22 protein-coding genes are annotated in these 22,267 nt (G+C 57.9%); 5 read left to right on the plus strand and 17 right to left on the minus strand.

The window, feature by feature from the left end:
* Positions 1-4 precede the first annotated feature (4 nt).
* The 11 genes from flgK to LG327_RS15170 form a co-directional block, all read right to left on the minus strand.
* Positions 5-2,032: a flagellar hook-associated protein FlgK gene (gene flgK / locus LG327_RS15120; RefSeq protein WP_404363139.1), complete on the minus strand. Its 2,028-nt coding sequence runs from the start codon at positions 2,030-2,032 to the stop codon at positions 5-7.
* A 5-nt stretch (positions 2,033-2,037) separates the two neighbouring features.
* Complete coding sequence (gene flgJ, locus LG327_RS15125) at positions 2,038-3,039, minus strand: flagellar assembly peptidoglycan hydrolase FlgJ (protein WP_404363140.1); 1,002 nt, start codon at positions 3,037-3,039, stop codon at positions 2,038-2,040.
* Between the two features lie 9 nt (positions 3,040-3,048).
* Positions 3,049-4,146 (minus strand): flagellar basal body P-ring protein FlgI, encoded by a 1,098-nt coding sequence (locus LG327_RS15130; RefSeq protein WP_404363142.1) that lies wholly within the window; start codon positions 4,144-4,146, stop codon positions 3,049-3,051.
* On the minus strand, positions 4,143-4,832 hold the full coding sequence (flgH, locus tag LG327_RS15135) for a flagellar basal body L-ring protein FlgH (RefSeq protein ID WP_404363144.1): 690 nt from the start codon (positions 4,830-4,832) through the stop codon (positions 4,143-4,145). Before flgH ends, LG327_RS15130 begins: the two co-directional genes overlap by 4 nt.
* Positions 4,833-4,877: 45 nt before the next feature.
* Positions 4,878-5,666, minus strand: a complete 789-nt coding sequence (gene flgG, locus LG327_RS15140; protein WP_404363146.1) for a flagellar basal-body rod protein FlgG — start codon at positions 5,664-5,666, stop codon at positions 4,878-4,880.
* Between the two features lie 116 nt (positions 5,667-5,782).
* Complete coding sequence (locus LG327_RS15145) at positions 5,783-6,535, minus strand: flagellar basal body rod protein FlgF (protein ID WP_404363147.1); 753 nt, start codon at positions 6,533-6,535, stop codon at positions 5,783-5,785.
* Positions 6,536-6,674: 139 nt separating this feature from the next.
* Positions 6,675-8,519: a flagellar hook protein FlgE gene (locus tag LG327_RS15150; RefSeq protein WP_404363149.1), complete on the minus strand. Its 1,845-nt coding sequence runs from the start codon at positions 8,517-8,519 to the stop codon at positions 6,675-6,677.
* A 26-nt stretch (positions 8,520-8,545) separates the two neighbouring features.
* Positions 8,546-9,217 carry a flagellar hook assembly protein FlgD gene (locus tag LG327_RS15155; protein ID WP_404363151.1) on the minus strand — a complete coding sequence of 224 codons (672 nt, stop codon included), beginning with the start codon at positions 9,215-9,217 and terminating at the stop codon, positions 8,546-8,548.
* 20 nt (positions 9,218-9,237) lie between these two features.
* Entirely contained in the window at positions 9,238-9,690 is a 453-nt protein-coding gene (gene flgC / locus LG327_RS15160; protein ID WP_404363153.1) for a flagellar basal body rod protein FlgC, read from the minus strand.
* 34 nt (positions 9,691-9,724) lie between these two features.
* Entirely contained in the window at positions 9,725-10,123 is a 399-nt protein-coding gene (gene flgB / locus LG327_RS15165; RefSeq protein ID WP_404363155.1) for a flagellar basal body rod protein FlgB, read from the minus strand.
* Positions 10,124-10,352: 229 nt separating this feature from the next.
* Entirely contained in the window at positions 10,353-10,913 is a 561-nt protein-coding gene (locus LG327_RS15170) for a nitroreductase (RefSeq protein ID WP_404363157.1), read from the minus strand.
* A gap of 152 nt (positions 10,914-11,065) precedes the next feature.
* Here LG327_RS15170 and LG327_RS15175 point away from each other — a divergent pair, with 152 nt between their 5' ends.
* Together LG327_RS15175 and LG327_RS15180 are read left to right on the plus strand one after the other, a co-directional pair.
* Positions 11,066-11,224 carry an Mpo1-like protein gene (locus LG327_RS15175; RefSeq protein WP_404363159.1) on the plus strand — a complete coding sequence of 53 codons (159 nt, stop codon included), beginning with the start codon at positions 11,066-11,068 and terminating at the stop codon, positions 11,222-11,224.
* Positions 11,225-11,228: 4 nt separating this feature from the next.
* On the plus strand, positions 11,229-12,638 hold the full coding sequence (locus tag LG327_RS15180; RefSeq protein WP_404363161.1) for an adenylate/guanylate cyclase domain-containing protein: 1,410 nt from the start codon (positions 11,229-11,231) through the stop codon (positions 12,636-12,638).
* An 18-nt stretch (positions 12,639-12,656) separates the two neighbouring features.
* Here LG327_RS15180 and queF read toward each other — a convergent pair whose 3' ends face one another.
* From queF to LG327_RS15195, 3 genes are read right to left on the minus strand one after another with little or no spacing between them, the layout of a single operon-like run.
* A complete protein-coding gene (queF, locus tag LG327_RS15185; RefSeq protein ID WP_404363162.1) occupies positions 12,657-13,475 on the minus strand; it encodes an NADPH-dependent 7-cyano-7-deazaguanine reductase QueF in 819 nt (272 codons plus the stop codon).
* Positions 13,476-13,489: 14 nt separating this feature from the next.
* A complete protein-coding gene (locus tag LG327_RS15190; protein ID WP_404363164.1) occupies positions 13,490-14,263 on the minus strand; it encodes an ABC transporter permease in 774 nt (257 codons plus the stop codon).
* Positions 14,260-15,198, minus strand: a complete 939-nt coding sequence (locus LG327_RS15195) for an ABC transporter ATP-binding protein (RefSeq protein WP_404363166.1) — start codon at positions 15,196-15,198, stop codon at positions 14,260-14,262. Before LG327_RS15195 ends, LG327_RS15190 begins: the two co-directional genes overlap by 4 nt.
* A gap of 290 nt (positions 15,199-15,488) precedes the next feature.
* Between LG327_RS15195 and LG327_RS15200 the strand changes: the two genes are divergently transcribed.
* Complete coding sequence (locus LG327_RS15200) at positions 15,489-16,592, plus strand: organic solvent ABC transporter permease (RefSeq protein WP_404363168.1); 1,104 nt, start codon at positions 15,489-15,491, stop codon at positions 16,590-16,592.
* A gap of 59 nt (positions 16,593-16,651) precedes the next feature.
* Here the strand turns inward: LG327_RS15200 and LG327_RS15205 are convergent, their stop codons facing one another.
* The 3 genes from LG327_RS15205 to LG327_RS15215 form a co-directional block, all read right to left on the minus strand.
* Positions 16,652-17,959 carry an HD-GYP domain-containing protein gene (locus tag LG327_RS15205; protein ID WP_404363170.1) on the minus strand — a complete coding sequence of 436 codons (1,308 nt, stop codon included), beginning with the start codon at positions 17,957-17,959 and terminating at the stop codon, positions 16,652-16,654.
* 182 nt (positions 17,960-18,141) lie between these two features.
* Positions 18,142-18,744, minus strand: a complete 603-nt coding sequence (locus LG327_RS15210; protein ID WP_404363172.1) for a hypothetical protein — start codon at positions 18,742-18,744, stop codon at positions 18,142-18,144.
* 188 nt (positions 18,745-18,932) lie between these two features.
* Positions 18,933-19,226 (minus strand): PilZ domain-containing protein, encoded by a 294-nt coding sequence (locus LG327_RS15215; protein WP_404363174.1) that lies wholly within the window; start codon positions 19,224-19,226, stop codon positions 18,933-18,935.
* Positions 19,227-19,437: 211 nt separating this feature from the next.
* Between LG327_RS15215 and LG327_RS15220 the strand changes: the two genes are divergently transcribed.
* Positions 19,438-20,451 (plus strand): Fe(3+) ABC transporter substrate-binding protein, encoded by a 1,014-nt coding sequence (locus tag LG327_RS15220; protein WP_404363176.1) that lies wholly within the window; start codon positions 19,438-19,440, stop codon positions 20,449-20,451.
* 117 nt (positions 20,452-20,568) lie between these two features.
* Entirely contained in the window at positions 20,569-22,263 is a 1,695-nt protein-coding gene (locus LG327_RS15225) for an ABC transporter permease (RefSeq protein ID WP_404363177.1), read from the plus strand.
* The last annotated feature ends 4 nt before the right edge of the window (positions 22,264-22,267 follow it).

Here is a 22,267-nt window from a genome sequence, read left to right on the forward strand (position 1 = left end):
AAACTTAACGGAACGTATTCAGGAGCGTGTCGAAGAGATCCTGGGCCACGCTCATTACTTTGGCGGACGCGTTGTAAGCCGCCTGGTACTGGATGAGTCGACCGGCTTCCTCATCCAGATTCACGCCGGAGATAGACTCCCGCTGATTGCTGGTCTGTTCCAGAAGCGCCTGGCCGGCGTCCAGGTCCAACTGGCTCTGACGGGTCGACACGCCCACCTGCTCCACCAGGCCGCCGTACGCCTCGGTAAAGCTCTGATTGCCACCGTTCATGGTGTTTACGGTGGCGAGCCCGCCGAGAATGCCGGCATTACGATTGTCCGATATGCCGTCGGTGTTGTACTCGATCAGAAAATTGTCATTGGCCTTCGGGTTGCCATTCAGACTGAACTGGAAACCGCGGTAGTTATCGTCGCTCGGGTCCTCGGAGAACAGCTTGTTGGCGATACCCGGCTGAAAGTTTCCAGTGACCGGCGGGGTCAATGGCACCGGGCTGGTGGGATCCGAAGCATCGAGAATCTGATATTCGGTTTCGCTGATGAAGTTGATCATCAGCGGCGGCGACAGCTCGCCACGCTTGCTGAACTCCGGCAACGGAACGTTGGTCAGGGGATTACGAACCGCCAGCATGGTGCCCTGGGAGATAGCCCCATTGCCCGAATTGCCGATATCCGCTTCCGCCCGAATCGGGCTGGCAAAGGCCAGATCTTCCTCACGCTCGACCTGCAGTGCCATGCTGCTGGCTGCTGCCCGGGTGGGCCGCACCAGAAAGCTGTCACCCTGGGTAAAACTGCCGGACTCAAGGCGAACATTGAAACCCGGCATGTTGATTTCAGCCGGCAGAGTGGCTGGCACCTCGCCCTGGCGGACTGTCTTGCCAGTCGCCCGATCAATCAGTTCAAAATTCTGGTTATCGCCAATCTTCAGGGTATAGCTGCCGGTACCCAGAACGCTGCTATCGGTAATTTCAACTGAAACCAGGGCGTCCTTTGGTACCGCATTGTCTGAGTCGGCGGTCACCCGGTTGAGCTGGGCGCTGCGGGTATTGATTTCGGTGAAAAACAGGCCACCGAGATCATTTTCCAGGTCCATTCCGATCTGATGCTGGTTATTCATCTGCTCGGAAACCGCTACCGCGATCCGGCCGAGTTCGTCGAAAGCGGTTGCCAGAGGGCCGGAGACGAATTCCCGAAGCCCTCCAAGCTTGCCACCCACAACCTGATCGGTAACCACCCGGACCTGGTTGCCGGTTTTCAGGGTGAACTCAAGGGCGGTGGGGTCTTCGGAACTGCGTCTGGTGGAGAGTGTCGAAGCCTCGTTGCCAGTAATCAGGGCCTGACCGTTGGTCATCTGCACGTTGACCTGGGCGCCATCCACCGGCACAACCCTGATTTTCATCAGCTCGGACAATTCGCGCAGTTTCTCATCCCGCTTGTCCAGCAGGTCGTTTGGCAGATTGCCCTGGGCCACACCAGGTGTCTCAGCGATGGCCAGGTTGAGGTCGGCGACGCTCTGCAGCAGGCTGTTCACATCGGAGGTGCTGGCGGTCATCTGGCCATTGACCGATTCCCGCTGCTGGACAAATGCTGAATCAAGCGCCTGGAATCGGGTTACAAGAGCCTGGGCTTCACTGAGAACCAGCTGGCGCTGGGGCAGTGCTGCGGGATCTTCCGCCGCGCTCTGAATACTGGCAAAGAAGTTGTTCAGGGCGTTGTTGAGGCCCGTACTCTCTCCGCCAAGAAGGTTGTCCAGGCGGCTCAGCTCGCCATTCAGCGCGTCCTGCTCGCCGAAAAGCGAGGTATCGGAGCGCAACTGCTCGGTAACAAAGTCGTTGGCAATGCGCCGGATATCGCTGATATTGACGCCACTGCCAACAGTGCCAGCGCCGGTCTGCCGGCCAGGCTGGGTTTCAAACACCACCTCCTGGCGACTGTACCCCGGAGTGTTGGCATTGGTGATGTTATTGCCGGTTGTATTCAGAGCCGACTGATGACCCAGAATGCCCGTAAGACCAATACCGATCAGACCTGCCATCGCCGCTACTCCTCAGACATCCGGTAAGGTGAGCTGACCGAAGCGCTCACGGGTTTTAGCAGATCCCTGTCCATGATCTGGCGGATTTTCTCGCCATAGGCAGGATCAGTTGCATAACCGGCAGCCTGCAGTTTGTCAGCAAAGGCTTCCGGATCATCGGCGGATGCCAGCACGCTCCGGTACCGCGGGTTGCTTTCAAGAAAGCTCACATAGTCCCGAAAGCTGGCTTCGTAGTCCTCATAGGAACGGAAGGCCGCGCGCTCTTTCATCGGAACGCCCTCGCGATACTCCGTGGTGGCGATATCAACCGACTCTCCCTGCCAGCGGCTGTCCGCCTTGATGCCAAACAGGTTAAAGCTGGCTCCGCCCTGGCCATCCTCGATCATGTGCTTGCCCCAGCCGGTCTCCAGCGCTGCCTGTGCCACCATCAGTTGCGGGCTGATTCCGCTTTCTGCCGCTGCCGCCTCGGCAAGGGGCAGCATGTGACTGACAAAATCTTCCGGCGAATCAAATCCTGTGGGCGCGGGCTCGCCTGCCCCACGTGGAACGCCTGCAGGTTCTGTCGCAATCACTTCCTTCACCCGGTTCAGCTCCCGGGGCAGCCCCGGAGACAGAGCCGGCAGGCTGCGGTCATAGTCGGCGATGTCCGGACGGTGAGCCGAAAGCTTTTCACCCTCTTCATCAAGCCCGGGTATCTGCCGGCTGAGCTGGCGAACCAGAGCATCTGCCAGCCCCAGCCCCTGCTGTTTCGACATGCTGAGGCTGAGCTGGCTGTCGAACATGTCCTGATAAAACTCGGATTCGTTGCTGTTCAGGTAGCTGCCTTCTGCCAGGACCTTGTTGGCCGAGCGCATGGATTTGAGCATCTCTGCCAGAAACAGGCTTTCAAACTGCTTTGCCACCTCTTCCAGGGCACCCTTTTTATCGGTGCGTGCCTGGGTTTTCAGCGCGTTGAGTCCGCTGAATTCGGTGTAAATCTGTGCCTGTTCGAGTTGGGAGCTCTGCATCACATCACCTCAGATGACAATGAGTTCGGCGCGCAGCGCGCCGGCCTGCTTGAGCGCTTCCAGCACCGCCATGACATCGCCCGGGGCGGCGCCGACCTGGTTCACCGCCTGAACAATCTCGTTCAGGGTGACCGCCGGGCCGAACTTGAACATGCGGGCCGGTTCTTCGGTAATCGTGATCTGTGTGTCGGGCGTGATGACTGTTTCACCACCGGCAAAGGGGTTGGGCTGAACCGCCTGGGGATTTTCCGCAATGGTCACCGTCAGGTTGCCATGGGTAACCGCAGCCGGGCTGACCTTCACGCTCTGGCCCACCACAATGGTTCCTGTCCGGCTATTGATGACCACCTTGGCGGCATCCTCGGCGGGATTCACTTCCAGGTTCTCCAGTATCGAAAGGAAGCTGACCCGCTGGGATGGATCCCGCGGAGCCTTGACAGAAATCGAGGTGGCATCGTGGGCGTAGGCCATGTTGCTCCCCAGGGTATCGTTGATCACATCAACCATCCTGCGGGCAGTGGTGAAATCGGACCGTAAAAGGTTGAAGGTGATGGTGTCGCCTTCAGTAAACGGCGAGATCACCTCCCGCTCTATGCTGGCACCGTTGGGAATGCGGCCCACGCTGGGCACGTTGACGGAAATCCGTGAACCGTCAGCTCCCGAGGCACCAAAGCCTCCTACCACCAGGCTGCCTTGTGCCATGGCGTAGATCTGACCATCAGCACCCTTGAGGGGAGTCATCAGAAGACTTCCGCCCCTGAGGCTGTCCGCATTGCCGATTGAGGAAACGGTGATGTCTATTTCCTGACCGGGCTTGGCGAAGGCCGGCAGCTCGGCGTGGACGGTAACCGCGGCTACGTTAGCCAGGTTGGGATTCACCCCTTCCGGAATGGTGATGCCAAACTGGTCCATCATGTTGCGAAAGGTCTGATCGGTGAAAGATGCAGAGTCGCCGGAACCATCCAGGCCCACCACCAGGCCGTAGCCGATAAGCTGGTTGGAGCGAACGCCATCCACCCGGGCCATGTCCTTGATCCTGTCAGCCTGGACTGCGCCTGCAATCAGCATGAGCAGCAGTCCCATTAAAGGAAACTGTCGACGGTTCATAGCGGCCACCATTCACTGTTAAAGAAGCGCCCCAGCCAGCCCATCTGGTTGGCCTGGTCGAAATCTCCGGTGCCACCATAGGCAATACGCGCATCGGCGATACGGTTAGAACTGATAATATTGTTGGGGCGGATGTCCTGCGGGCGCACCAGACCTGTCAGCCGGATGAATTCGTCGCCATTGGTCAGTGACAGCCATTTTTCACCGCGAATCCGCAGAACTCCGTTTGGCAGCACCTCGGTGACAGTCACCGTGATATTGCCCGCCAGGCTGTTGCTCTGGTCCGCACCGGCCTGGCCTTCAAAATCCCGCTCCATGTCCAGATCGGTACGTGTCGAAAGACCCATTCTGCCGAGCAGCGTGCCGTCATTGAATGTAATTTCGTTGTCCTTGGTGATGCTGCTTTCCGCCGATTTGCTGGCCTGGGTGGATTCCTGCAGGTTCACTGTCAGAACATCCCCAACGTTCCGGGCAATGGTGTCACCAAAGAAATTGAAGCCGCGGCTGTTCTGATAGATGCTGCCGGTGTTGGCGTCTTTCGGCATCATGGCCTGTGGCTGAACAGGGGCGTAGGACGGATCATCCGGAACCGGCCGGGGCCGGCTCATGGCGGTGCAGCCCTGCAACACTGCCATCGCGATAACGATCATCAGCGTCCACCCGCCTGGTCTGCTGAACTGACTCATGATGTTTCTCCTGAAAACCCTGTTAACCGCAAGCCGGACACTGCATCAACCAATGTTATTGGTGACGAACTGCAGCATCTGGTCGGTCGCCGAGACCACTTTCGAATTCATTTCATAGGCACGCTGGGTGGTGATCATGTTGACCAGCTCTTCCACCACCTCCACGTTGGAGGCTTCCGTCATGCCCTGTTCGATGGTGCCAAGACCGGCGATGCCCGGCTCGCCCTCGGTGGGATCACCGCTGGCATTGGTTTCCCGGAACAGGTTGTCACCCATGGCCTGGAGGCCCTGTGGATTCACAAAGTTCACCAGGGTGATGTTCCCCAGATTGACCGGCGCTGGCTGATTGTTCACCACCGCCGAGACGGTTCCATCCCTGCCGACAGTCACGGTCGTGGCGTCCTCAGGAACATTGATGTTGGGATCCAGCAGGTAGCCCGAAGGCGTCACTATGTCGCCGTCCGAGTTGAGCTGGAACTGGCCATCCCGGGTGTAGGCGATTTCGCCATCCGGCAGCTGCACCTGGAAGAAGCCGCGACCGCTGACAGCCAGGTCCAGGGGTTGCTCGGTTACCTGCAGGTTGCCCTGGGAAAACTGCTTGGCAGTGCCCACGATCCGGACGCCGGTGCCCAGTTGAAGACCCGAAGGCAGCTCGTTGTTTTCCGTGTTCAGCCCGCCAGGCTGCCGGTTCACCTGGTAAAGCAGGTCCTGAAAGACCGCCCGATCCCGCTTGAAACCGGTGGTGTTGACGTTGGCCAGGTTGTTGGAAATGGTGGACATGTTGGTGTCCTGTGCGCTTAACCCGGTTTTACTGACCCACAGTGCTGGATGCATTTTCATACTCCTTGGTGAAATCCGGTTGGTGCCGGCAAGGCTTTGCCGCTTTTCACACCTGTCCCGGCCTTCGGGATACTTTGGGACGTCCTATCTGGCGCCCGCTGTCACTCTGATCAGAGGTTCTGCAACAGACGTGCCGAAACCTCTGCGTTCTCATCCGCCGTCTGCATGATCTTTACCTGCATTTCAAATTGCCGGGAAAGCTGAAGATTGGAGATCATTTCCTCCACTGCATTGACGTTGGAGCTCTCCAGAAACCCCGAGGTCAGCCTGAGGTTTCCATCGGCAGGTTCAGGCCCTTCCAGGGCAGCGTCCGCACTGCGCCGGAGAAAACCGTCCTCACCTTTTTCCAGGCCACCCGGCGGCGGGTTGACCAGCTTGATACGGTCGATGTCCACCAGCTGACTGGGCGGACCGCCCACCGGCACAATCGACACGCTCCCGTCAGTGCCTATCTGGACTTTCTCAAATGGTGGCAGCGCAATGGGACCACCGTTGCCAAGTACCATTTCGCCGCCGGACGTACGCAGCAATCCATTAACATCCAGCTGCAGGCTTCCGCCGCGGGTAAAAACCTCTTCTCCGCCTTCATTCTGGACAGCCAGCCAGCCGTCGCCATTGACGGCGACGTCCAGATCCCGGCCCGTCTCCACCAGAGCACCGGCGCTCTGATCCGTGCCGGGTCTTTCCGTCATGGCGTAGGCGCGGGTGGCAAAGTGCTCGCCATACACCGGCATGCTGCGTGCCTGCGCAAAATCGCGTTTGAAGCCCGTGGTGCTGACATTGGCCAGATTGTTGGCGTGAGCCTGCTGGGCCAGCATGGTCTGCTTGGCGCCCGACATACCGATGAAGATGGACTTGTCCATGGGAAAGCTCCTGCCGTAATTTTGACTCTTGGAATCAAATATGCAGAAGTCGTGCCAGGGTGGCTAAAGACAGGTCGGGGAGATCAATTCCCGGGTGGCGACAAGTCAGCCGATCACCCGGGCTTCAGAGCAGGAAGATTTAACGCAGGTTTATGATGGTCTGGGTGATCGCGTTGGAGGTTTCAATGGTCTTGGCGTTGGCCTGGTAGTTGCGCTGGGCAATGATCAGATTCACCAGCTCCGCAGACAGATCAACATTTGACTCTTCCAGCGAGCTCGCCTTGATCGACCCCAGAGTTCCCGTATCCGGCTGGCCAATAATTGGCTGACCCGACTCGAAGGTTTCCACCCAGGTGGTTTCGCCGACCGGGCTCAGGCCATCCCGGTTATTGAATGACGCCAGCGCCACCTGCCCCAGACCCAGAGACTGGCCGTTGGTGTACCTGGCAAAAAGCACCCCGGTATCGGACACGTCCAGACCGGAAAGCCGACCGGTGGTGAAGCCGTTCTGGCGCTGGTCGTTGACTCCAAAGCCGCTGCCAAACTGGGTGGTATCCCCCAGGTCAACCACGAAGTTCGAACTTACCGGCGGATCCGGGATTGGCGTTGTGGCCCCTTCGGAAATCAGCCTGGGCCCGGAGGCGCCGCTGGGATCGCCATTTTCATCCACCGGCGTCCAGTTGGAGATCAACACCTCACCATTGGGATCACCATCAATGCTGTCCAGAACGCCATCGGAGGTGAATTCCAGCTCGTATCTGGCCCGCGAGGGATCGCCGTCAGCTGCCGGCGGATCGCCTACATCCCGGCCATCGATCTGCACATACATGGCCCAGACATTCTCACCGCCGGTAACCGGCTCCTTCACGAAGAACTGGGTAAGTTCGTGGGAGTTCCCCAGACTGTCGAAGATGGTGGTTGAGGTGGCGTGGTTATAGGTCCGCTGATCCTGGGGATCAAATGAATTCGTCCGGAATGGATTCTCGGATGCACCTGTTAACAGGCCTCCGTCAGAAACAAGATCCACATCACGGCCCAGGGTAACATTGAGACTGCCGACCTGGGTTACGGCCGGGTTGGCCCCAACCGCTGTCACCAGATCATTGCCGCGGCTTTCGGTCAGACGCAATCCGCCGGCGTCCGCTATGGCACTCACGCTGTTCAGAGGCGAGTTGTTAATGGCGTCCTGCAGCCACTCAGCTGGGTCGGCCTCACCTGCCGGAATATTGAAATTGGCGCCCTGCACTGAATAGGTTTCGCCATCGGTGATGTCCGCCGCCGCAATCGTGTAGGTGGTCCGCGCCGAGGCGCTGACCTCATCTTCCTGATTCAGCCGTTCTGCAACCTCCCTGGCGGAACTGCCGGCAGTCACGGGAACATCCCGGGTCGAACCGTCCGGATAGGTAACAGTGAGCGTCTGGGCTGTAATGGGATCATTCACGGGTGGCTGGTTAGCCTGGACCGTGGTGCCGCTGACTTCCAGAACAGGCTCCCGGGAGTCCAGATTAAGCTCTGATTCCAGTCGGGTGGTTCGCCGGGGCGCCAGATTGTCCGTATCTATCTGCAGATCACCCCTCACCCCTGAAAGGTTGCCGTCTTCATCAGCCTGGAAACCCTGAACCCGCATGTTCTGGTTATTGGTGACAAAGCCTTCCTGGTCAATGCCGAACTGGCCGGCCCGGGAATATCGCACCTCTCCACCGTTGTTCAGTACAAAGAACCCATCACCGTTAACAGCCATATCAAGGCCGTTATCGGTAAAACTGATATTGCCCTGGCTGAACGTCTGCTGGACGTCCTGCACCCGGACGCCATCCCCGATCGGATTGCTGCCCGAGCTCAGAAAACCGCTGGCGTATAGATCGCCAAACTGCACGCGGCTACCTTTGAAACCCACTGTGCTGGCGTTGGCAATGTTGTTACCCGTGACGTCAAGATCAACTGACGCTGCCCGCAACCCGCTAAGTCCTGTATTAAAAGCCATACTGCACCTCGTCTGTTGCCTGCTGGCTAGTTGATCTGCTGGACATCGGACAGGGCTATGGAGCCCATGCCGGCCAGATTCAGTGTCACGCCGCCCTTGCCACCAAGGGATACGCTGTCCACGTTTGCGCTAACCAGCGTTCCCAGCTGTTCATTCCCCTGCGGATAGGAGCCCTCCGCGATGATCTGGTAGGCTCCGGGAGGCATGGTCTCCCCCGCTGAATTTTTGCCATCCCAGGCGAAACTGACCTGACCGGCCTGGGCCGGCCCAAGATCCATCTGCCTCACCCGTTCACCAGCCTGGTTGACCACGGATACCCGCAGGCTGGACGTTGTTGCTGGCACACCGACAACTCCCTCCATCTGGCCACTGGCACCGAGAACGCCCGTCGGCGAAGGTACAAGTACGGTCCGGCCGACCATCGCGGATGCCTGCAGCGCCTGGGTGGAGCGGAACTCGCCAACCACGTTGTCCACACTGCCTGACAGCTGCTGCATTTCTTCCAGAGAGCTGAACTGGGCCAACTGGGCAATAAAGTCGCCGTTGTCCTGGGGCTCAAGAGGGTTCTGGTTCTTGAGCTGGGCAATCATCAGTTCCATGAACTCGTTTTTACCGAGCTCTTCGGATTTGTTCGTCTCGTTTTTGAACCGGTACTGACTCAGAACATCCGCTGCGGCAGTGTTGTTGACCGTGCTCATGACCTATTCCTCATCGGTTGTTACTGCTGCCCAAGGGTCAGGATGCGCTGCATCATGGTTTTGGCCGTGTTCATGACATCCACATTGAGCTGGAAACTCCGGGACGACGACATCATGTCGGCCATCTCCTCCACCACATTGACGTTGGGGTAGAACACATAGCCCTCTTCGTTGGCCGCCGGGTGGCCCGGCTGGTACCGCATCTGCAGCTCTGTCTGGCTTTCCACGATGCCTTCGACCCGCACGCCCGCACCTGCCTGGTCTTCGCTGCTACCCAGCGCAAAGCTGGAGCCTTCCGGATTCATCATGCTCTGCTGGATGGCGGCAAAAACCGGTTTTCTGGCACGGTAGGTTTCCTCCGAGCTGGAGCTGACGGTTTCCGCATTGGCAATGTTAGATGCTGTTGTATTCATCCGGAGTGACTGTGCGGTCATTCCTGAGCCAGCTATGTCGAAAATGCTGCCGAGTGACATCTTGTATCTCCTGTTCTATTCAGTCGTGGCTGAATTACTGGCCGGTGATCGCTTTTTTCAGACCACTGAATTTGCTGTTCAGAAACTCAAAACTGGCCTGATAGTCCATCGCGTTGCGCATAAACCGGCTCTGCTCCTGCTGCGTATCTACCGTGTTACCGTCGATGGAGGGCTGATGGGGAATCCGGTACAGCAATTCACCGCCGCCGTCAGGCCCGCCGCTATCGAGGTGGCCGGCATGGGAGCGGGTCATCTCGACTCCCTGAGTGCTGGACTGAGCCTGATTCAGCATGCTCTGGAAATCCACATCACGGGCCTTGTAGCCGGGCGTGTCCGCATTGACCAGATTGTTGGCCAGTACTTCAGCCCGTTTGACCCGCGCGTTCAGGGCATGCTCGTGAATACCCAGTGCCTTGTCGAAAGTAATCGCCATTGCGGCCTCCCAATTGTTTGTCGCAGACAGCCGGCGGAGTTTTGCCAGATGTGCGCTTCTGGAAAGGTATAAGCAACAGCAATGCCAGTTTTTGAAGAGCCCTGAATTCAGGGCCTGGGGGAGATGAGCGGGGCCTCAGCCCCCTGCCATGGGGGGCTGCAGGCGGAGGCCGGTAAGACAAAAGCGGCAAACGTTTTCCCCTGGGCTCCAGGGTCTGAAAATGCGGATCTCAAGCGGGCCAGTTGCTCACGAGTTCATCCGGTCGTGGCCGGGGCACCGCCGGTTTTGGTGTCGTTACCGAGCCGACGTAGATAAAACCTGCAATCCGTTCCCCCGCATCCAGGCCCAGGCCCTCCCGGACCGCTGGGTGATGGGCCACGGAACCGGTTCGCCACATGGCACCGAAACCGGCAGATTCCAGCGCCAGCAGGAGATAGCCGAGCCCGGCCGCAGCGGACATTACCTGCTCGACCTCCGGAACTTTCGGGTGGGCTTTCGGGCTGCAGATTCCGACGATAATCATGGGGGCGCGCCGCGGCATACTGCGAAGCTTCTCCCTGTCCGCATCAAGCGGCTCCCTGGGGTCATCCACGGCGCTCGCGAACACCTCTCCAAGGGCATCCAGGCCTTCTCCTTCTATGACCAGAAAACGCCAGGGACGTAATAACGCGTGATCCGGTGCTCTGGCGGCACAGGCGAGAGCCTGGTTTAACAACTCCCTGCCCGGGCCGGGCGATGTGAGGCGGGGCTGTGAAGCGCGATTGAGAATGGCATTTATCAGATCGGTCATTGATGTTCCTGGTTGTCCTGGTATTGCGGGGCACGGTCAGAACTGACAGCCGAATTTGTACCCGCATTAAAATTGTGGCTAACAGGTAATACTGGTACTCTCTGACGCAACGATGTGTAGGTTAAAATAACAATTGCGCCGGTAGAAATACCATGAGTGAAGAATCAAGCTTCAGCTGTCTGTCAGAGTTTTGCCCCTGTTACCCAGAAGAGCACAGTAACCCAACCTGCCACCGGCTGCATTACGTTGCCTGCCCGATCGCCGGCTGGGTCATGCCAAAAGACATTCTCACAGGCCGTATCCGGTTCTGACCCCATGAATGCACCCCTCTCAGTGAGCAAGTCACTGGTTCTCGACGGCCAGAACAACGCTATCGCCATACCCCCGATGCCGGATTACAGCGGCCGGATACTGGCGTATACAGCCACAGGCGCGGTTATTGTTGCAGGCCTGGTTGAGCAGGTGTTTCCGCCCTGGATGGGATGGCTCGTGCTCGCTGCTCTCATATGGCCCCATGTGGTGTACTACCTGACCCGGAAAACCTTCCTGCGTTATTCAAGCCGCATTCGTCACAAAATGCTGCTGTTTGACTGCGTCATTGGGGGCGGATTCATCGGAGTCATGGGGCTCATTGCGACCCCTTCCATCGCCGTTGCCCTCATGCTGATGTTCAGCTGCCTCATTGTCGGTGGGCTGCGCCAGTGGGCGCAGGGGAGTGTGCTCATGGCTCTGGCCGCAGCGGCAGGAGTCAGCACTACCGGCCTGGCAGATTCCTTTGAGTCTCCCCTTCTTCTGGCGAGCGCCTCGCTGCTGGCTACTGGCCTCTACATCTGCATAACCGCTTTTTACGCTCACCAGCAGGCGCGGGCGCTGATGACCGCCAAAACCCAGATCCAGAATCAGCGGGAACAGTCGATAGCGCTTTCGCACAAGCTGTCAAAATACCTGTCGCCACAGGTATGGCAGTCCATCTTTACCGGTGAGCGGGATGTACGCCTTGAAACCCAGCGCAAGAAACTGGTGATTTTCTTTTCGGACATCAAGGGCTTCACGGAACTGTCTGAGGAAATGGAGCCTGAGGCCCTGACGGAGCTTCTCAATCACTATTTTAATGAGATGTCCCAGGTCGCGCTCAGATACGGCGGCACCATCGACAAGTTTGTCGGGGATTCCATCATGATTTTTTTTGGAGATCCCACCACCCTGGGTCAGCGGGAAGACGCTGCGGCCTGCGTGTCCATGGCCATCGATATGCGCAAGCACATGAAAATCATGCGGCAGAAATGGCGCAGCCAGGGAATCAAAACCCCCCTGGAAATCCGCATGGGCATCAGCACCGGCTACACCACTGTAGGCAACTTCGGTGCAGAAAACCGCATGGACTATACGATTATCGGCAAGGAAGTGAATCTTGCCAGCCGGCTTGAGTCACTCGCGGAGCCTGGCGAAATCCTGGTGTCTTACGAAACCTTTTCCCTGATCAAGGACCGGATCATGTGTCGCGACAAAGGCGAGATCACGGTCAAGGGCTTTGGCCGGCCGGTGCCCATCTACGAGGTTGTGGATTTCCGGCGGGATCTGGGGCCAAACAGGAGTTTCCTGGAGCATGAGCACAGCGGCTTCGCCATGTATCTGGATTCAGACAAGGTGGCCGAGGGTGACCGCAGGAACATTCTTGCGGCCCTGGAAGACGCAGCTGACCGCCTGCGCCAGGAAGAGCACTAGCCTTTCACCCCTCTCTTTTTACTGCCGCACCATGCGTATCCGGGGCGCCTCGCCAGTCTCCGTACTGCGCCAGGGGTTGATGTCCAGCCCTCCCCGTCGGGTGTAACGTGCGCTGACGGACAGGCGCTCGGGCTGACATTGACGCATGATGTCAGAGAATACCGTTTCCACACAGTGTTCGTGAAAATCCTGCTGCTGCCGAAATCCCACCACATACTGCAGCAGCCCCGCCCTGGAAATCGCCGGGCCTGAGTATTCAACCAGCAATGATCCCCAATCCGGCTGCCCCGTCACGGGGCAGTTACTTTTCAGCAGATGGGAACAGAGCTTCTCAGTGACAGTGGCACCGGAGGTATGCAACCGCTCCGGGCAATACTCGTACCCAATCCAGTCCACCGGCTGATGGTCGATGAGTTCAAAGCCATCCGGCCGCCCGACAGCCGTTACGGAAAGATCAACATCGTGAAGAGTGACACGGATTGCCGCGCCGCTGGCGCTCGACAGATCACGCTCCAGAGTTTGCTGCACCTGTTCCTGAGACGAAAACACTGTCTGATTCAGGGAGTTCAGATAGAGCTTCAGGGATTTTGACTCAATCAGAGCCATGGATGCGGCGGGCACCCTGATTTCAGCCCAGGCCACTGCCGGCACGCCATTGCCCTGAAGCCAGGATAGCTCCCAGGCCTGCCAGAGATCCTCACCGAACCAGGGCCATCGCCCGTCCTCAAGGCCGATCCGCCGGCGGTTGTCATCGCGGGGAACCGGAAATAGCAGCTCAGGGCTGTAACGGTCCGGATAATCGCTGGATTTACCCAATGGGGCTTCGTTAAGAGACATCCAGGGCTCCTGATTCAGTGTCGGATACCCTTGCCACGCTGAAGCATTCGCAGCGACACCCAGGCAAGTGCGATAATAAACAGTAGGATCATCCCCAGAGAGACCCAGACATTGACGTCGGAAACGCCGAGAATTCCGTACCGGAATGCGTTAACCATATAGAGGATGGGATTGGCCATGGACACGGCCCGCCAGAAATCCGGCAGCAGTTGGATCGAATAGAAGACACCCCCGAGATAGGTCAGCGGCGTGAGAATAAAGGTGGGCACGATGGAAATATCATCGAACTTGGTGGCCAGCATGGCGTTGATGAATCCCCCCAGGGAAAACAGCGCCGAGGTCAGCAACACGGTGAGCATGATCACCGGCAGATTGTGGATCTGCAGCTCAGTGAATCCGAGCGAGAGCAGAGTCACAATCAACCCCACTCCCAGCCCGCGGGCCATGCCTCCCGCCACATAGCCGGTGAGAATGACCCAGTTCGGCACTGGGGATACCAGCAGCTCCTCAATGCAGCGCTGAAACTTCATACCGAAAAAAGACGACACCACATTGGAGTAGGAGCTGGTAATGACCGCCATCATGATCAGCCCCGGCACGATAAACGACATATAGTCAAAGCCGTCCATCTCACCGATTCTGGACCCGATAAGGTTGCCAAAAATGACAAAGTAAAGCGTCATGGTGACCGCAGGTGGCAGAAGTGTCTGCGGCCAGATCCGGGTAAAGCGCCGGACTTCCCTGATCACAATGGTACTGAATGCTGTGAAAGTCGCCCGGGGCGTCATGATACTTTCCCCAGGTCACGGGCATTGTCTTCCACCAGCCTCAGAAACAGCTCCTCCAGCCGATTGGCCTTGGTCCGCATGCTGAGTACGCGAATTCCATGACGCTCCAGCTCTGCGAAAACCCCGTTAAGGCCCTGCCCTTTTTTCACATCCACCTCAAGGGCTCCCTCACTGTCCACCCGGGTGGGAAAGCCCTCCAGCTCAGGCGCATCCGACAGTGTCTGGTCAGTATCCAGAACAAAGGTCTCCACGCTCAATTCTGCCAGCAGGCCCTTCTTGCTGGTATTCTTCAGGATCCGGCCATGATCAATAATGGCAATGTTGCGGCACAGGGCTTCCGCCTCTTCCAGGTAATGGGTGGTCAAAATGATGGTGGTGCCCTGACGGTTCATCTCCTCGAGAAAGCTCCACATGGACCGCCGGAGTTCGATATCCACACCTGCCGTGGGCTCATCCAGAATCAGCAGGCGGGGTTCGTGGACCAGCGCCCGGGCAATCATCAGCCGTCGCTTCATGCCGCCGGACAGCATACGGGCTGGAGAATCCCGCTTGTCCCAGAGCCCCAGCTTCCGGAGGTAGTGTTCAGCTGAAGCCCGCGCTCGCCGGAGCGGAATGCCGTAATAACCGGCCTGGGTGGTAACAATGTCAAAAACTTTCTCGAACTGGTTAAAATTGAATTCCTGGGGCACCACGCCGAGGTTGAGTTTTGCCGCTGAAAGATCCGTATCTATGTTGTGCCCGAACACTTCCACCCTGCCAGCGGTTTTGTTGACGAGAGAACACACGATCCCGAGAACCGTGGATTTACCGGCGCCATTGGGACCCAGCAGAGCAAAAAAGTCCCCTTCCCTGACGGTCAGATCAATTCCCCTGAGCGCGCGCACCCCGCCGCCGTAGGTCTTTTCCAATCCCTCAATGTGTAATGCGTAGCTCATGGATTCCTTAGTGGCCGGCCCGGCCGCGCCATTCCGAAGTCGGGTGAAGCTGATCAGCCCCTCTCAACAGGGGGGGAACAGGTATATAGGGGGAACCTGATCAAAATCAAGGTTTCGGTCGCGGAACTGCCACCAGGGCAAAGCGTGAAACTGCGACAGGCTTCCCGATATACCCTGTGGCCCCTCCCTATAATGCGGGTTACAACAATTTACATACGAGTCCTCTCGAGTTCTCTCGACTCCTCTTGATTCCTCACGAGGCCTCCAATCAGGGAAGCTTACGATATCCCATGAAACTGGTTCACATCACTCTGCTCTCGCTTATCGCCCTGTCGGGATGCTCTGACGACAGCGATTCCAGCGACGACGACCGTTCCACCGGACAGATCACACCCACCGGCATCAGTGGCCTCAGCTACTCCACCGCCAGCCAGAGCGGCATCACCGATAGCCGGGGGCGGTTCCGGTACTATCCCGGCGAGCAGCTCTCCCTGCGGGTTGGAGACCTTGAACTGTTCAGCGGCATACCGGCCCGGGATTTTGTCACTCCGCTGGATTTCGACGCGCAGATCCGGTCTCAGCTGGATCAGGCAAGCCTGACGGATGAAGGTCTGCTGAGCCACAGGCCTACTGAGCAGCGGTTATTCAGCCAGAATGTGGTGATGAATACCACCCGCTTGCTCCTCGCCCTCGGCTGGCGCACCGATCTCAGGGACGGCCGCGCCATCGATATCCGGCAGAGGGTAATCACCCAGCTCAATGAAGCGCTTCCAAATCTGAGCGCTCCCATCGATTTTTCCGTCCCCCCGGCAGCATTCGCAAGTGGCGGGGACGAGCCCTCACCTGCCAACCAGTTGCTCAATGAAATCTGTTTCTTCCCACCCCAGAGCGAGCTCTGTGAAGAACCTCCCACACTCGAGGAGGTCGAAATTGCACCCGATGTGCCGGAAGATCCAACCAAGCGTCTTGAGGATGTTGAATACAAACAGGACCTGGAAAGCAAGCGCAAGCGGATTCTTGGCGCGATACGGGAGGTGGACGACATAAGCGAGGACAAGGTGGAAGAATACCTCACCCGGGAGCTGGATATCGTTACCGTCGGCCGGGGCAACCGCTACCTGCTGAATGCGTCTACCGCTTCCCACCCTGCTTCGGACACCAGCATCAAGACGGTAAAGATCCGGAGGGTCGGAGGGCAACCAAACCTGGAAGAACTGGAAGTCCTTAACACCAACGAGGTGGACATCGTAGTCCACGCCTTCAATGAGCTAACGGCGGATGTCGACTACTTCGTCGCTGGTCCTTCAGGCAAGGAGGGTACGCTGCTCATCAACTTCAAACCCGCCGGTGATTACCGCTGGGTCAAGAAGCAGCTGCGGGTCATCATCCAGTAAAAAGAAAGGGCGCGATTCGCATCGCGCCCTTCTCGTGTTCTCCCATCAGCTGGCAGTTATCATGCTCCCATCAGCTTCCTGAGGCTCCAGCGGGATTCAGCCCCGGTGACGTCATACTGGTTGGGATTGAGGCTGTCCGTCCCAAAGGGCAGACACGCTTCGATCTGCAGTATGTCCGGGCCACTCCTGTCTTCGTTACAGGCCGCCAGATCAATCACTTTGGCACTCCGTAAAGGCTGCTGCTGCCGGTCCGTCATCACCATCACTTTGGGCCAGAGCCTTCGCGACGGCGCGTGGGAAACCACAACGCCGCGCTGGCCATCATTCAGCTGTACCAGGGTGCCGGTGGGATAGATCCCGATTGACTGGATAAACTGCTCAACCAGGTCCGCCTGAAACTCGATATTGCGCTGCTCAAACAGATGATTCACCGCCTGAGCTGGAGACAGGGCAGCATGGCCGGGCCTCGGGGAGATCATTCTTTCGTAACAGTCCACAAGACCCGCGATCTTGGCCAGGAGCGGAATCCGGTCGCCACGCATTGCGGCCGGAAAGCCGGAACCGTTATGCCGTTCCCGATGGCCCTGGACGACGCTGATCACTGCCCGGGAAACACCGGAACCTTCCAGCTTGCTGACACCGCGCGATACATAGGTCTTGTAGATGGCAAATGATTCTGCATCCAGCCTGTGTTCGTTCTCCAGAATCTCCCGCGGAAGATCCGCTTTGCCCACATGCGCCAGCAGACAGCCCATGGCGAGATGATTGAGCAGGCCTTCCTGCAGACCCAGGTGGCGGCCGCAGACGAGCGCCCATATTGCCGTATTGAGAGCGTGCCGGTAGGTGTGATCGTCATGCTCCCTGACACGGGCCAGCCACAGCAGGGCAACCGGATTACGGGTAACGCTGGCAGCCATCTGCCGTGCCGCGGCTGCTACTGGCTCCAGATCAGGCGCCTGGTTGGCCTGAACCGCGCGTATGACATTCGCTACGGCATCCTCAGCATCGCCCAGCAGCCGTACGCTGGCTTTCAGTTCCTTTTTGAGGGACGCCGTCTCCTGATATTTGACAACATTCCTGATCTGCAGGGGTGGCAGCTGTAAAACATCCTTGCGCTCCTTTTTTTCTACCCGCCGACCGAACGCAGAGGCCCGGCTGTTGTCGGTGCTGCTGGCCGCCTCCCGGCTCTCCGCCACGTCCACAATCACCCACTTGCAGTGGGAAGTCAGGGCGCGTATCTCAGCGTCTGACCTGATGTAAAAACCCTGAATCGGAAACGGTGTGGTGTGCCACGGCCGATCGAGGTCGGACACGAACATGCCGACCTGAAGATCATGCACGGCAACTCTGTTCTGACTGACACCCATGGGACACCTCAACTTACAATGGCTCAACTGTCACCATTGTGACCGAGTTACGACAAGAGTCCATTACAGTTTGGTGTGGAGCGGTAACCGGAGTAATACAAAGTATTACGGGATTTTCCATCTGGCAACAAAACGTAGCCTTGAGAAAAGCGTCACAACTACAGCGAGACGCAAGCCCTGGTTCAGTCACAGACTCTGTCACTGAGCGATGGCGGGCGGGCCACCAGAGAGCCACGTGGCGCTTTGCGAACCTGAAATTCGTAGGGCACAACCGAAGCACGCAGGTAGTCGTAATTTTTCGTATCATCTCCGGACTGTTGTACAGGAGATGCTGGTTTGCAGGAGACCGTCAGCGAGACCTGACGATCAAGATCAACAATACGCTCAGTTCCCTGGCTGTCCGTCATGGTCATGCAGGCATGGTCGGCGGGGGCCGGCTCCGTGCTCCCTGGCATGACATCCATACCAGGTTCTGCACAGGCGCGGATTCCTCCACCGCACCCATTCCCGGAAGCGGAGTCGTCCTGGGAGCCGTCAGTCAGCTGCCAGACACGGCTGCTGCACTGGGTTTCAACCGTCACCGCTGTTGCACGGCTGTCCTGAATCCACCAGCCCGGATACTCTGCGGTCTGCCAGGTAACTCTCACCTTGCGGGGCTCGTTCTGTGAATTGGCAGCGGGAAACACTCCATAGTGACTGTAATAGGAGGCACAACCCGACAGGCCGATGATAGCCAGCGCCAGTACTGAGGCGCGGAAGAACAGTGTTCGGAAAGAAAATTTCATCGAAAAACGTCCAAAAAAGAGTCTGGCGGAGTAAACCGCAAGGGCTGCGAGCAGGTTTCGAGGCCATTATTATCCTGAAAAAATGCTGACTTACCATCTACCAGGCCGCAGTATCAGCAGGCGCTTTCGTCAGCCCCGCTCAGGGCCGACATCAGGCCTGCCGAGAGCTGATGTCAGATCCTCCGGGATCAATCGCCCTCATCTTCTTCTGTGCCTGTTTCGGCGAACTGCAGGCCATAGCCGTCGATGGTCTTCCGGACAACCACCATATCCAGAACTGGCGCGGGTATCGGCAGGCCCTGCACCTGGACCTGCACCTGATCGCCGATCTCCGACGCGAATTCGTCTTCCACCACAATGAAAATTCCGCCGTCCGATATATCCCGCGTGGCAAAAACCCTCGGTTTATGATCAGGATGCGTCACCTGGACCTTGGCATTCAGAGCCGTCCTGATGTGTTCCCTGCGATCAGCTGCTGTCATGTATCTTCCGCCTGCCCCGACCGGGCGCTCTTTTGGTTATAAACACCTCGAGGATAGCACTTTTTTCATTTTCCAGAGGATTTGTCCCAACCAATTGACAGAGGGGGGAATAATAATGAGAATGGTTTGTGTTACCGCACTTGGGCCGCAACCTGGTACGATTGCGACCCACCACCATTTGATGATGAATAAAGCTGAAGGAGCCTGTTTCATGTCACTAAAACGAGCCGCCGGCGCAATGATTGCGCTTTCTCTTCTGCCCATGAGTGTGAGCGCAGACGAAGCTGTCAACATCTATTCCTACCGCCAGGCCTACCTGCTGAACCCTCTTCTCACAGCCTTCAACGAAGAGACAGGAATCAAGACAAACGTTGTGTTTGCCAAGACAGGCCTGGCTGAAAGGCTTGAGCGGGAGGGCAGGAACAGCCCGGCGGATCTGGTCATGACCGTGGACATCTCCCGCCTGAACGAGCTGGTTGACAGGGATCTCAGCGCGCCTGTTGACAACGGCACCCTCGAAAAGAACATCCCGGAGAACCTGCGTCATCCGGAAGGCAAGTGGTTCGCCCTGACTACCCGTGGTCGGATGATCTTTACCTCGGTTGAACGGGTTGAGGAAGGCGAAATCACCACTTACGAAGAACTGGCCGACCCCAAGTGGAACGACCGCATCTGTACCCGTAGCGGGAAGCACCCCTACAACATTGCCCTCTTCTCCTCCATGATTGCTCACCACGGCGAAGAGGAAGCCCAGGAATGGCTGCTTGGCCTGAAGAACAATCTGGCCCGCAAGCCCCAGGGTGGCGACCGGGATCAGATCAAGGCGATTTCCGAGGGCGTCTGTGATGTGGCAATCGGCAACAGCTACTACTACGGCAACATGCTGGAAGACGAAAACCAGCGTGAGGCGGCGGAAGCTGCACGTATCGTATTCCCGAATGCTGACGGCCGCGGCACCCACATCAACATCAGTGGCGTTGCCCTGACCAGCAATGCGCCGAACAGGGAAAATGCCATCAAACTGATGGAGTTCCTGTCCACGCCGAAAGCCCAGCAGATCTATGCTGAAGCCAACATGGAATACCCGGCGAATCCGGACGTCGAGGTATCTGGCATGGTAGCGGAATGGGGCGATCTGAACCCGGACTCCCTGCCTCTGCAGACCATCGCAGAACTGCGTAATAAAGCCGTTAAAATGGTGGATCGGGTCGATTACGATAACTGATCCCGGCTATCCGGCGGCGGGCATCCGCTGCCGGATATATCCCGGAGCTGCATGCCCGTTGCAGTTGGCCGCACCGCTGTTTAAACTGCCCCGGCTCCAACTCTCCGCAGGATTCGTATGACTCAGGCCGCCGACAGCACCGAGTACCGGCTCCATCAGCCATTGCTGGCTCGTCGAACCTCTCCGCGCTGGCTGATTTCAGCGCTGATCACAACCTGTATCGTTGCGCTTCCTGTCCTTGCCGTCATTCTGCTGGCCTTTTTCCCGGACGAAAACATTTGGCCACACCTTTTCAGCACCACCCTGCCCCGTTATATAGATAACACCCTGCGTCTGATGCTCGGGGTTGCCTTTCTCACACTGACTATTGGTATTTCCACCGCCTGGGCGGTCACCATGTGCGAGTTTCCCGGCCGCAGGATATTCGAGTGGGCGCTGCTGCTTCCCTTCGCGGTACCCGCCTATGTCATCGCCTATGTCTACACCGACCTGCTTGATTACGCCGGTCCCATCCAGATTGCGCTGAGGGACTGGTTCGGATGGACAAGTGCAAGAGACTACTGGTTTCCCGAAATACGGACCCTGGGCGGTGCCACCCTGATGATCGGACTGGTGCTATACCCCTATGTCTATCTGCTGTCCCGGGCGGCATTTCTGGAACAGTCGCCGTCGCTGTTCGCCGTGAGCCGCAGCCTTGGCCATTCGGCCCTCGGCACCTTTTTCCGGGTCGTTCTCCCCATTGCACGACCCGCCATAGCAGTCGGCCTGTCCCTGGTGCTGATGGAAACCCTCAACGATTTCGGTACCGTCGATTTCTTTGCGGTCCAGACTCTGACCGCAGGCCTTTTCGATACCTGGATGAACCTGGGAAACCTGGGAGGCGCCGCCCAGATCGCCACGGTGATGCTTTCTTTTGTGCTGATTCTGGTCACCCTTGAGCGCTATTCACGGCGGCGCCAGCAGCAGTATGCCGGCCGTGACAGCCGGCAGCCGATCCACCGCTTCCGCCTTTCAGGCCCACGGCAGGCAATCTGTTTTATCGCCTGCGTAATGCCCGTTATTTTTGGCTTTGCCATACCCGCCCTGGTGCTTGGACTCTATGCCATAGAGTATTTTGAACAGAGCTGGAACATCGTATTCATCCGCAATGCACTGAACAGCCTGTTTCTCTCCGGTATTGCCGCATTCACCACCCTGGTCGTAGGCCTGACCCTTGCGTACAGTCGGCGCCTGCATGACACCCCGGGGATGCGAGTCCTGATGCGCCTATCCAGTCTGGGCTATGCGATGCCGGGCGCTGTTCTCGCCGTAGGCGTGATTATTCCTCTTGCCGCGTTTGACAACTGGGTGGACCGCTGGATGGTACAGTGGTTTGGATGGAATACCGGCCTGCTGCTCAGCGGAACGGCTTTTGCCCTGGTTTTTGCCTATACGGTCCGCTTTCTGGCGGTTTCCGCCGGCAGCATCGAGAGCGCACTGCAAAAAGTCACTCCCAGCATGGATATGGCTTCCCGTTCGCTTGGACAGTCGCCGGGAGGCACCCTGCTGCGGGTGCATCTTCCGGTGCTCAAGGGGACGCTTTTGACGGCGGCGCTGGTAGTATTTGTGGACTGTATGAAGGAGTTGCCGGCAACGCTCATTCTCCGGCCTTTCAATTTCGATACCCTGGCGACCTATGTTTACCAGTTCGCTTCGGATGAGATGCTTAGCCGAAGCGCCCTGCCGGCGCTGGTTATCGTGCTTGCGGGGATCGTTCCGATCATCCTCATGAGCCGCTCCATCAGCAGCAGCCGGGGCTCCCAGCTGGCCTGAAAAG

This window comes from Marinobacter sp., from assembly GCF_044799475.1.
Classification (GTDB): domain Bacteria; phylum Pseudomonadota; class Gammaproteobacteria; order Pseudomonadales; family Oleiphilaceae; genus Marinobacter.